The sequence below is a fragment of the Anaerobacillus alkalidiazotrophicus genome (assembly GCF_001866055.1).
In genome coordinates this window covers 566,394-578,655 of sequence record NZ_MLQS01000001.1, presented here as the reverse complement: position 1 = coordinate 578,655, position 12,262 = coordinate 566,394, and the positions used below count along the sequence as shown (strand labels likewise).

Here is a 12,262-nt window from a genome sequence, read left to right as displayed (position 1 = left end):
TCTCATTAACTTCATATTCAACTGGTTCGGGCTGAGCTAGTAAAGTTAGGTCCCTAGACCTTACGCAAGTTTTGCGTAATATACCTGTTTCGCCTGATAAACAATTAATAGCTGGGATTGGAGAAGATGCTATTGGGTACTCATGGCAAAACGAGATAATGGTGCAATCTGTTGATATTATTACACCTGTTGTAGATGATCCTTATCAATTTGGTGCGATAGCTTGTGCTAATGCATTAAGTGACATTTATGCAAAAGGGGCAGAGCCGTTATTTGCTTTAAATATTATCGGCTTTCCTACATCCACACTTCCGTTACGTTATCTTGAAGAAATGTTGAAAGGTGGAGTAGATAAAATCCATGAAGCAGGTGCAAGTATTGTTGGTGGACATACGATAGATGATACTTGTCCGAAGTATGGTCTTTCAGTTACTGGAAAAATCCCATATGGAGAACGTTTCATAACGAAAAAAGGTGCCTGTGTCGGTGATGCTGTCATTTTAACGAAGCCAATTGGAATAGGTGTCTACACAACAGCCATCGACCAAAAGATTGCAACTAAAGACCAGCAAGAAATCGCCGTTAATGAAATGTTAAAGTTAAATAAAGACGCTTCCTTGGCTATGAGACAAGTTGAAACACATGCATGTACCGATGTTACTGGCTTTGGTTTACTTGGTCATTTGTGTGAAATAGCCGATCATAGTCAATTGTCAATTGAGCTTGATTTGAGAAATATTCCTTATTTAAATGATGTGTTCTCTTTGTTAAAAGAGGGTGCTACATCTGAAGGAAAATATAATAATATCTCTACTTATAAAACAAAAGTACATTATACAGAAAACATTACTTCAGAAGAAGAATTATTACTGCATGATCCTCAAACATCGGGAGGCTTATTAATTGTTCTTCCACAAGATCAAGTGGATGAGTTACTTACAAAATTATCGGACAAAGAAATATCAGGTCACGTTATCGGCACTGTAACTGAAAAAAACGATGTTCAAATTATAACAAAGCATACATTTTTGTAAAGCAGCCTATGATCGGTTGCTTTTCTTTTTTTCACAAATAATGCGTATTTTGCATTACAAACATAATAATAATGCATTTTACTTATTAAAGAAATAGTCTTACAATAAAATTAGAAAATAAATCACTTGATCGATAAGGGGAGTGCTTCAGATGAAACTGGGGATTATTCTTGAAACAAAGGAATCTGAAAAGGCTTGGAATGCTTTCCGTTTTGCCAATGCTTGTATAGGTAGAGACCATGAAGTAAAGTTTTTTTTAATGGGTGAAGCTGTTGAATGTGAGCAAGTCAAACACGAGAAATATAATGTTCCAGAAGAAATGAACAAATTCCTTGATAGTGAAGGTATATTATTTGCTTGTGGTACTTGTATTAAGTCTCGAAAGCTGGAGGATCAAACAGTTTGTCCAATTTCGACAATGAATGATTGTGTTGAATTAGTAGAATGGGCAGATAAGGTAGTAACATTCTAAGCAATTACAGGTTAAAATTTTTATAAAGAAGGAGTTTAATAATGTCTAGCTCGCATGAATTAGCACGAAGTTACTTAGATTCTCCTGAGAAACAAAGCAGATTATATAAACGTACACTTGTCGTTGTGAGTATCTCTCAAATTTTTGGTGGGGCAGGATTAGCAGCCGGCATTACTGTAGGTGCTCTTCTAGCCCAGCAAATGATGGGTACGAGTGCATTGGCAGGAATTCCTGCTACTTTATTTACTCTAGGTTCAGCAGGTGCTGCTTTTATCGTAGGAAAACTTTCTCAAACGTTTGGACGACGAATTGGACTTGCGACAGGCTTTTTAGCAGGTGGTATTGGAGCGCTTGGGGTTGTGCTAGCTGCGATTATAAATAGTATATTTCTTTTATTTATTGCTCTGTTTATATATGGTGCAGGTACAGCAACAAATTTGCAAACACGTTATGCTGGAACTGATTTGGCTAATAAGAATCAACGCGGAACTGCTATTAGTATTGCAATGGTCTCAGCAACGATTGGAGCATTTGCAGGACCTAACTTGGTCGGTGTAATGGGGAGTTTTGCTCTTTCTATCGGTATTCCAGAGCTTGCTGGTGCTTTCATATTGTCTGGAAGTGCCTTTATCATAGCCGGTTTAGTTATTTTTCTTATGCTTCGTCCTGATCCATTCTTGATTGTTAAAATGATGAACGGTACGGCTAACAAGAACGGCGAATCTTCAATAGGAGATGTTCAAGAAAATAACAAAAGGGGAATTTCAGTTGGTGCATTGATCATGGTCCTAAGTCAAATGGTGATGATTGCGATTATGACAATGACCCCAGTACACATGCAACATCATGGTCATGGACTAAGCCAAATCGGACTTGTGATTGGGATTCATATCGGTGCAATGTATCTCCCATCACTTGTTACTGGTATTCTTGTAGATAAGATTGGTCGCATAAATATGGCGATTGCTTCTGGGCTAACCTTACTACTATCAGGTATAATAGCAGCAATCGCTCCAGGTGATTCTATGATCTTCTTGATTATTGCTCTTGCATTACTAGGAATTGGATGGAATTTTGGATTGATAAGTGGTACAGCTCTAATTGTAGACTCAACCGAACCGAATACACGAGCTAAAACACAAGGAACAGTCGATGTCTTTATTGCATTAGCAGGTGCTTCGGGTGGAGCTCTTTCAGGAATGGTTGTTGCTGGTTCAAGTTACGCCATATTATCATTTTCTGGAGGATTGTTGTCATTATTACTCATTCCGGTAATGATATGGTTTCATCGAAAAAAATCGGTAAAACCTTTGATGTAGTTATAAATTCCGAAAAGGGATGTTAGTGATTAGAAGAGTAAAAAAAGCGGTGTGATACCTAGTAACGGGTTCGGTTTTGAGGTAGAAAAACGCATTTAGCAGTTACATTTGCAATAGTTTTAACATCACTATTGATAGTAAATTAGCATTATAAAAAGCAAGGGAGTCGGTAAATTCCTTTGCTTTTTTAATTTACAAACAATTTGATGATTATTTCGAAAGTTTTTCAAGGTTAATGGCTAATTATGTTAATATAAGAGTGTAAGAAATATTGCCTCTGTTTGTGAAGAAATACACTTAAACGAAGCAGTATTGAGGAATAAGGAAGTTTTAAATGAGTACCGAAAAAATAATTGTAAAAAAGAGTTTTGGGATGAGGGGTTAATCTTGAAACAAGATTATAATAAAGTTGGGTTAGGTTCGATTTCATTATTGCTATTTATATTTGGAATATTATTTTCCGTTTCATTCGGTAATCGAGAATCTTATGGAGATAATATATTAAGATTTATTGGATTAAGCCCTTGGTCAAACGGTGACACAGGATTTCATTATACAATATTTTATTCGCTTATTTTCTATTTACCAGCATTGATTCTGGGTTATAAGTTCAAAAATGACTTGTGGGCAAAATTAGGTAGAACCTTATCTTTGATTACGATTATCTTAATTCTATTAAGTCTGTTTTTTGTCGCAGTGTAGATAAAATATTTAATGCATGAATAAATTAAGAAAGAGTAAGAAGTTTATAAATCTTATTCAACAAACGATGCGATAGTGGAACTTTGTTAGTGACGTTTTGTTTTAGTATTGAGCAGTTTACTTGAACAAAAAAATAAGGAATTCCTTTACAAAATGAATTCGACATGCTGAAATTCTATGGAAGTAACGAAGCATGATTAGAGAAGACTTTATGTCGAACTAGATATATCAGATCTTCTGTAATCTGAAAGCAAACTTTTATTTTAATGTGAGGCTAACGGGCAGCCGTTAAAATGTTACTAAATGATTCGTCTAGGTTATAGAGCATTTCCTTGTCATGAGGAATGCTTTTTATTATGTCTAAATTAACAAAGACTAACAACAAAAACATTATAAAAAATAATAAAAATTTATTGTAAAACGATAAATTGAATGTTAAGTTGAATTTGATAACAAATAAGTGAGGTGCTTTTTATGAAAAAAGGAACAACATTATTATTAAAAATAGCTGTTTTTCTTATCGGAACGCCAATTCTAGCCTTATGTATATATGGGTTACTTCTGTTGGTGGGAAATCCAGTTAATTCCAATTATGTCCATATACTTTATCCTATTATAATAGGTTTGTATGTTACAGTAATACCGTTCTACTATGCTCTTTATCACGCTTTTAACCTTTTAATTTATATTGATAAAAACGAAGCTTTTTCAGAATTATCCGTTAAGGCTTTAACGAAAATAAAATACTGTGCTTTTACAATTAGTACGGTATACGTGGTGATTTTTCCATTTATTTACACCTTGGCAGAAAAAGATGACGCCACAGGCGTCATTTTAATTGGAATGGTCATTATTTTTACTTCTATAGTAATTGCGTTCTTTGCAGCAGTTCTTCAAAGGCTTTTTATAGAGGCGATTGATATAAAATCAGAAAATGATTTAACGGTCTGAGGTGAAAAAAATGGCAATTATAATCAATATTGATGTGATGTTAGCAAAAAGGAAAATGAGCGTTACAGAACTTTCAGAGAGGGTTGGAATAACGATGGCTAATCTTTCTATATTGAAAAATGGAAAGGCAAAGGCGATTCGATTCTCAACCTTAGAGGCAATTTGTAAAGCTTTAGACTGCCAACCAGGAGATATTTTAGAGTACAAAAGTGACGAAAAACCTTGAAAGTAGTAAAAGCATTTAGTTATTATCGGTTACTAATCAATTCTGTTGAGTTAGTAAGGACCTACAAATTTAATGAGTTTAAAGAAGTTGGTGGAGAATGAAAAAGAAACTGTTAATGATTACTCCTGAAAATAAGGAGATTAACCGATTTAGAAAAAAGCAGTTTAATAATTTTATTCAAATAACAATGCCGTATTTGGCAGCTTTCGTAGATGAGGAAAAGTATTTAATTACTTTAGTTGATGAATACAATCAAGAAATACCAATAGACCAGGATTTTGACTTAGTAGCAATAACAGTTAATACTTCAAATGCTTCACATTGTTATCGTATGTCAGCAGAATTTAGGAGTAAAGGTGCCAAGGTTGTTTTCGGTGGTCCACATGTAACATTACTACCAGATGAAGCAATGGAACATTGTGATTATTTAATAGTTGGTGAAGCAGAGCATACATGGCCTCATTTTTTAACTGAATTTTATCGAGAGGATTGTAAAAAGAAGTTATATAAAATGAATGAAGTACCTTCATTAGTAGGCCTCCCCATCCCTAGAAGGGATTTAATTTATAATCGTTTTTTTACAAAAGGGGCCGTTATAGCCTCAAGAGGTTGCCCTTATCATTGCTCATATTGTAATTTAAAACAAATCTATCATGATGCGTTTAGGACGCGACCAATACATGAAGTAATAGAGGACATAAGGCAAATTAAAAGTAAGTATTTTGTTTTTTGGGATGATAATTTTTTTGGTGATATAAAATATGCCAAAGCATTAATGAAAGAACTCAAAGTTTTGAATAAACGCTGGGCAGCACAAGTGACACTTGAGAGGTGTAAGGATGAAGAATTATTAAAGCTTGCTAAGGAAGCAGGTTGTATATATTTTTTTGTTGGAATTGAATCTTTTTCAAATGAAAGCCTAGAAAGTGTTAACAAAAAGATTAATAATGTAGGAAAATATGAGACCCTCATAAAAAATGTACATAAACACGGTATTTCAATTCAAGCGGGGATTATTTTTGGTTTTGACACGGATACGAAAGATGTGTTTAAAAAGACATTTGAAGCATGTAATTATCTAGGTATCGATGGTGTTACCGTTAGTATTTTGACACCTTTACCAAATACACCAGTTTATGAACAGTACAAAAAAGAAGGTCGCCTCCTTACTGAGGATTGGAGTACTTATAATGGGAAAACAAGAGTTGCTTTTCAACCAAAGCAGATGACTCCAGAAGAATTGTTTGAAGGTTATATGTGGTTTAGGAAAGAGTTTTACTCATGGAAATCAATCATAAAAAGAATGAGAGTTTCGAGAACAAATTTGTTACATAACATAATAGTGAATATTGGGTATCGGTTGAGTATTAAAGGAACTTTTCAGAAGAAAAAACTATAAGTTAGATTGTTTTCTATACAATTTGTTGTCGTGATCTTCATGAAGCTGAACTTCTCATTAAGCTATTAATTGAATATAAATTAGTAGCAAATAAAGGGAGGTTGTGAATTGAAAAGTTTCTTGATCGTTTTTCTTATAACAATTTCGTTATCTGCCTGTAATAATGAGCAACAATTGAAGATGGGTGAAGAAGAACAGCTTTATATTGGTAGTCCTACCGCAAATGAGATTTTATCCAAAAACAAAAGAGAAGATATTTTCCTTATGAATGAAGTGGTTTACGTTAATGCCGAAAGAATTGATTGGGTAAAAAAAGCAGATTTGACATTAGGAAATGCAGTTTTAGAAATAGTTAGACAATCAAAAGATGGCGAAGATTTCACTGAAGGTACAGCAACAAAATTACCCGTAGGAACAAAAATATATAAAACGAATGAAAAAGGTGATATTTATATTGCCGTTGTAGATGGAAGAGAAATACGATATTTAGGTTTTCGCGAAGGATAAGATATTTCTTATTTAACGAATGGCGGCGTTACTGGAATAGGAGCAATAATGGTTTGGTTGTAGTATTGAATTTAGTGAAAAGAAATGATTATTGATAATTTATTTTGAAACATAATACTCCTTTTTAAGAATAATGACAGCCCCCTTGAAATGGAGTTGTCAGTTTTTCTTTAGTACTACGCTTTTAGCATTTGAATGGCTTTCATCAAAAGAAAAGCGACCGACATTTTTCATTGCAGAGGGTAAAAGTAAATCCTTACAAATTCCGCTTTATTTATTGCTTTTTTTAGCTGTTTAAGTATGTTGTTTCTAGGGATTAAGGACACCTGTATTTGTATAATTTTTGAATATAGGTTTCCCTTTATCCGTTTGTGTAATACTCAAAATTAGTCTACATTAATCCGGAATAAATTCTCCTCGTATTGGAATAATCACTTAATGGGCGTGATTCAAAGGAACCTGTCGAATGGGGGGCTAAATTAAAAGAAGATAGCCTAAAGACTATCTTCTTTTAATCTAGATTAATTTGAACAGAGAAAAGTTAAATTCAACTATTTTTTCTTAGGTCCGCCACCATTATTACCTCCGCCATTATTGTTGCCATTTCCTCTAGGCTTTTGGGCCACTGGCTCTTCTTCAACGACAGGTTGAGGTACTACAACGACTTCTTCTTTAGTTGGTTCAGGTTCTGTTGGTGCTACAGGTTCCGTAACGATTGGTTCTGAAACAGGTTGATTGACAGGAATAAATAAAACTTGTCCAATAAATAACATGTCAGATGTTAAGTTGTTTGCTGACTCAATAGCATCGACTGTTGTTCCATATTGAAGAGATAGTATCCACAAAGTATCACCTGAAACTACAGTGTGATACACACCTGTGACCTGTGTCTCTGCCTCTTTTATATCATCCTCGATGACATCGTGACGGTATAAATCCCATTGATCCATGAGTCTGCTGACTACATCTCGATAATAATCTCCGCCTAAGTGATTGTACCCAGCGTTCGCAATTTCATAAAGATATTCCTTTGAAGCATCTTTCACATCCCAACCGTTTGCAATTCTATTTTGATAGTTATCGATAGCAAAATGATAGCGTTGGTTGACTAATAGAGTTCCAGTTAAGAATTGTACAGAATGCTCATAGGAATCGAATTTACGGTACCAATTATCTTGTCTTTGTGTTTCATCAAAAACGATACGATCAGATCCATATTTAGCGATGACAGGTATTGCTCTATCAAAATCTTCATCAGGCTGCCCTATTAACTGCCATGCATTTGGTGGGTTAAATCCCCACACTTTAATACCGAAAAGGTTGTTTGCAAAGTGGGCCGTTCTTGTTGTTCCATAGCCACTTTCAATAATAGACATACCGATAATCGCACTTGCTGGCATGCCATATTGTTTGCTTGCCTGAATTCCGTATTCCGTAATTTGATTAACGAAGGTTTCTCTTTCTTGATCCGTAGGGGCTTGAATTCTACCTAAATACGCATGAGAGTTTCTTCCTAATTCTGCATCTTCGAACGGAAGAGGACGAAACAGGCTAGAAGCCTCTACCTTTGTTGTTTGTCCATGCACAATGAAAGAAGGCTGAAAAACTCCTAAACTAAGAAAAAAAGCTATGATAATAGTAATTGTTATTCTATTAATTGACATAAAAAACTCCTCTTAAGATGTAATAAATGTTTGTTGTCTGTTGGACAGCCAGGTGATCGCGTTAAAAATAAGCGCTTAAGTTTATTATAATAGTTTAATAGAAATTGCCTAGTAGTGAAAAGTTGGAAATTTAATAGATTGTTTTATTCCACTCTTAAGGGGCAGTTAGACCCCCACCTCAAAACGTAAGAAAATCGAGAAGTTTAGGTGGGGGATGAAGGGAGCCCCCACTGATGGAAATTCAGCTTTATATAGAAAAAAATGGGAACAAGGGGGTTGGAGGAAAAAGGTAAATGCATACCTCAATAAAACGTTTTTGACTACGGCTCTTTTTGCATGAATTGGTATTCTTTTGGCTCCGGGTTACCTCTTGTATTACGTAGTAGAAGCTTACTATTCAATAAAAAACGTCGCTTGACTTCTAAGATGCGAGAAACTAAAATAAGTAGTAACAAAATGAAAGAGGGTGAACTGTAGGCTCATGAAGTATTAATCCTATTTTTTAGAACAGATGAATGCATATGCCAAAACCTTTCGATGAGAGGGTTTCTTTTGCATGGAATTCATCACTGTTCAGAATAGGATTAGTAGGGTCTATAGGGTTCACTACGGGAAATATGTATGCCTATGCCTCCTATTCTGAACGTGTCTATCCATGAATAGGAGGCTATTTTTTTTGAAATTAGTCTCCAACTATATTGAAAATGGAGATGATAAAATGGAATTAATTCACCTTCAAGATATCCGTTGTGAAGTGAAGGACCGTACGTTATTTCATATTGATCATGTAGCCATTTACCCTAAAGATCGAATTGGACTTGTTGGTCGTAATGGTTCAGGGAAGACAGCTTTACTCAACGTTATTGCGGGAAATGTAGAACCTACGTCAGGAACTGTGGATAAAAACGCTGAGGTATCCCTGCTCCCTCAGTTGAAACCTTGGGTTAAACAAAAAAGCGGGGGAGAAATCTCTCAGGCGATTATTTACGAAACGCTAGCTAAAGAAGTAGGTGTCCTTCTCGCGGATGAACCGACTACTCATCTCGATATGGAAAACGTAGAAAAATTGGAGAGGCAACTGAAAGAACGGAAGGAAGCAATCATTGTTGTCTCTCATGATCGTGCTTTTTTGGATACAATTTGTACACAAATATGGGAAATAGAAGATGGCAAAGTCCATTTTTATACAGGAAATTACACGGATTATGAGCAGCAAAAACTAGCTTCTCGTAAAAACCATGAAAAAGAGTATGAGAAGTACGTTCAGAAGCGGAAACAATTAGAAGAGGCGATGCACCAGAAAGAACAGAAAGCGCAGAGAGCAACGAAGAAACCGAAGGACATTTCCTCTTCCGAAGTAAAAATAACAGGTGCAAAGCCATATTTTGCAAAAAAACAAAAGAAGCTAAACCAAGGAGTAAAAGCCATTCAATCCCGGATTAGCCAGCTTGATAAAGTAGAAAAAATAAAAGAACTGCCTCCTATCAAAATGCAAGTAGCGCATGAAGAGAAGCTAAAAAATCGAACGATTATCCGAGGAAAAAAGGTGGCCAGAACCGTGGGGGATAGGCTGCTTTGGAAGGAGTTTGATTTCACAATTACGGCGGGCGATAAAGTGGCGGTCATTGGCCCAAATGGTAGCGGGAAAACAACGTTTTTACGCATGATCTTAGAGGAGGCGGATGGGATTTACGTGTCACCTTCAGTCTCTTTGGGATATTTCAGTCAGATGCTAGAGGTATTAGATGTAAAGGAGTCCATACTGGATAATGTCCGAAAGACTTCGACTCAAGACCAAACACTCATAAGAATTATTCTAGCACGGCTTGGTTTTTTCCGAGACGATGTGTTTAAACCGGTACATGTCTTGAGTGGTGGAGAACGAGTAAAAGTAGCACTCGGAAAGTTATTTGTCAGTGACGCAAACGTACTGATTCTCGATGAACCGACGAATTACTTAGATATTGAGGCGGTAGAATCATTGGAGTCTCTGCTTGTCGATTATCCCGGAACGGTATTATTCGTTTCACATGACCGCCGTTTTTTAGAAAACACATCCACCAAGGTCTTCTCCTTTCAAGACAAACGCATCTATTCTTTCGAAGGCAAATACGAAGAGTATGTGAAAGCTCAAGCACAACCGGCTGCAGAGCATACTCCATTGAAAGAAGAAATGTTGAAAGTGGAGATGGAAATAACGAATGTGCTGAGCCAGTTAAGCATTGGACCGACCGAAGAACTTGACCAAACATTTCAAAAACTGTTGCGTCAGAAAAAGAACATTAAGCAACAATTAGACAGAGAAAATGAATAGTTTGTTAAAAAGGTTAATGACATTAAGGAGAACAACTAACAAAACTAAGGCATTTGCTGTGTAGTACAACAATACAGGTAACAAAACAAGTATCGAGTGACGATCACATTAATGTGGTCGCCTTTCTTATGATGAATTTACGTCATGAAGTTTTAATATTCATAATTGGATATAAATGTTATTCTGATGTTAGGAATAGGTTAGACTGTGAATTTTTTCAATTAAATGAAACAAGTAGGTAAGTAATAGTATAGTAGTTGTCTTTAAAGAGGCCTTAATCAGTTTTTAAGAATAAACGGGGGCATTGATTAAGATTAACAGAGTTGCACTCTTTTTGTCTTGATAACGAGCTTTAGAAAAAAATACAAGCGTCATCTTGTGTTCGAATACGCGGGAAATGGTTTTAATTGGAAGTTATTAAGCGGGATTCATGTGTTTCTTATTACGCCATTAATAACCCGCCAAAAACACTGTCAAAACAAGTGCTGATTAAGTACGATAAAAACTATGAACAAAAACTGGTTGTGTTAAGTGCAACCAGTTTTTAATGTTTATAATTGAATTCAATTTGTTTTAATTTAATCATCAACCATTTGAAAATAATACCTAGTAATATGTAAATGGGAAATGAATATACGTATTTCCAATTATGAATGTTGTATATATCCAACCACACTGTAATGGGCTCTAAAACGAAAGCAAAAATAATAGATGCAACAGTAAGGGCTACAATAAATGATTTCCATGGCTTAAAATATTGATAAATGAGCATATAAATAATTGGCATTTGTGCTTTGTGAATTTCAATGATAGTTGTCATAATTGGTACTAATCTGTCAGGGTATGACCATAACACCATAGTAATTCCAATTAAATCAAGATTAAATGCAGCAGTTGAAAGTAAAAGTCCAAAAGTAATGATTTCAATAATCCTTGATTTGTCCAAAAGCCATAACCATACAACTAGAAACCCAACAGTCGTTATGAGTAGAAACCACCAATTAAAAGAGAACAAAGTATGGGTTTTCCAATAATCTAAAAGTAACTCCCACATGTATTCACGCAATTCAATTATGGTATTCCAGTCTTTTTCAGCATGAGAATAATTAATTACACTATAAAGGTCGAATGGTATCTGCACATAAATTCTCCTAAAAATAATAGTCTTAATATAGTATGAATTAATTACCTACAATCTATGCCTACTTCTTATTTGCTCAAATTATATCGGAGACATGCGAAGAATTACACTTAAAGTAACGGATGCAAGAGTTAAAGATCACAACTTTTATTAAGGTAACTTTCTTATTCGAACGAAGCTAGTAGAAGAATGACAGTTTGTTTTTAGGAAACTTATTCTTTAAATGAATACACATAAAATGATTATTATACGAAGAATTGAAGAACGTGCAATTGTTCTGGTAAAAGAAAGCAGAGGAAGGATAATCTTGGAAGTGTATATTCTTTTAGCGGTATTATATTTTCCTTTTTTCATTTGGCTATCTTTGACATATATTAAATATAGTAAGGATGCTATTGGAGATTCGAAGAGAAAAAATATCTACATGGGATTTTCACTAACGATTTCACTCTTTAATTTTTTAAATAATATCTTATTTGAATTAGAAGACTCTGTTGGTTTGTTCTATAATCAGAATTAATAAATTTCTAACT

Annotated in this window: 10 protein-coding genes and 1 pseudogene; 9 read left to right on the top strand and 2 right to left on the bottom strand. The window is 34.9% G+C overall.

Going from position 1 to position 12,262, the window contains the following annotated elements; all coding sequences use genetic code 11:
* Positions 1 to 50 precede the first annotated feature (50 nt).
* The 8 genes and pseudogenes from selD to BKP45_RS02770 form a co-directional block, all read left to right on the top strand.
* Positions 51 to 1,034: pseudogene (gene selD / locus BKP45_RS02805) on the top strand (selenide, water dikinase SelD); the annotation flags it as partial.
* A gap of 151 nt (positions 1,035 to 1,185) precedes the next feature.
* Complete coding sequence (locus BKP45_RS02800; RefSeq protein WP_071388258.1) at positions 1,186 to 1,506, top strand: DsrE/DsrF/TusD sulfur relay family protein; 321 nt, start codon at positions 1,186 to 1,188, stop codon at positions 1,504 to 1,506.
* Positions 1,507 to 1,547: 41 nt separating this feature from the next.
* Positions 1,548 to 2,825 carry an MFS transporter gene (locus BKP45_RS02795; protein ID WP_139193724.1) on the top strand — a complete coding sequence of 426 codons (1,278 nt, stop codon included), beginning with the start codon at positions 1,548 to 1,550 and terminating at the stop codon, positions 2,823 to 2,825.
* A gap of 387 nt (positions 2,826 to 3,212) precedes the next feature.
* Positions 3,213 to 3,527: a hypothetical protein gene (locus tag BKP45_RS02790; protein ID WP_084787543.1), complete on the top strand. Its 315-nt coding sequence runs from the start codon at positions 3,213 to 3,215 to the stop codon at positions 3,525 to 3,527.
* 474 nt (positions 3,528 to 4,001) lie between these two features.
* Complete coding sequence (locus BKP45_RS02785; RefSeq protein WP_071388256.1) at positions 4,002 to 4,478, top strand: DUF2975 domain-containing protein; 477 nt, start codon at positions 4,002 to 4,004, stop codon at positions 4,476 to 4,478.
* A 10-nt stretch (positions 4,479 to 4,488) separates the two neighbouring features.
* The gene (locus tag BKP45_RS02780) at positions 4,489 to 4,704 is read left to right on the top strand and encodes a helix-turn-helix domain-containing protein (protein ID WP_071388255.1); all 216 of its coding nucleotides are present in this window, start codon (positions 4,489 to 4,491) and stop codon (positions 4,702 to 4,704) included.
* Between the two features lie 97 nt (positions 4,705 to 4,801).
* A complete protein-coding gene (locus BKP45_RS02775) occupies positions 4,802 to 6,103 on the top strand; it encodes a B12-binding domain-containing radical SAM protein (protein ID WP_071388254.1) in 1,302 nt (433 codons plus the stop codon).
* A gap of 108 nt (positions 6,104 to 6,211) precedes the next feature.
* Positions 6,212 to 6,610 carry a hypothetical protein gene (locus BKP45_RS02770; RefSeq protein WP_071388253.1) on the top strand — a complete coding sequence of 133 codons (399 nt, stop codon included), beginning with the start codon at positions 6,212 to 6,214 and terminating at the stop codon, positions 6,608 to 6,610.
* A gap of 551 nt (positions 6,611 to 7,161) precedes the next feature.
* Here the strand turns inward: BKP45_RS02770 and BKP45_RS02765 are convergent.
* Entirely contained in the window at positions 7,162 to 8,274 is a 1,113-nt protein-coding gene (locus BKP45_RS02765) for a glucosaminidase domain and LysM peptidoglycan-binding domain-containing protein (protein WP_071388252.1), read from the bottom strand.
* Positions 8,275 to 8,992: 718 nt separating this feature from the next.
* On the opposite strand from BKP45_RS02765, the gene abc-f reads away from it, so the two are divergent.
* Positions 8,993 to 10,588, top strand: coding sequence for a ribosomal protection-like ABC-F family protein (gene abc-f / locus BKP45_RS02760; RefSeq protein ID WP_071389024.1), 1,596 nt, complete (start codon positions 8,993 to 8,995; stop codon positions 10,586 to 10,588).
* Between the two features lie 544 nt (positions 10,589 to 11,132).
* Here the strand turns inward: abc-f and BKP45_RS02755 are convergent.
* Entirely contained in the window at positions 11,133 to 11,729 is a 597-nt protein-coding gene (locus tag BKP45_RS02755; RefSeq protein ID WP_245747369.1) for a CBO0543 family protein, read from the bottom strand.
* Positions 11,730 to 12,262: the final 533 nt, after the last annotated feature.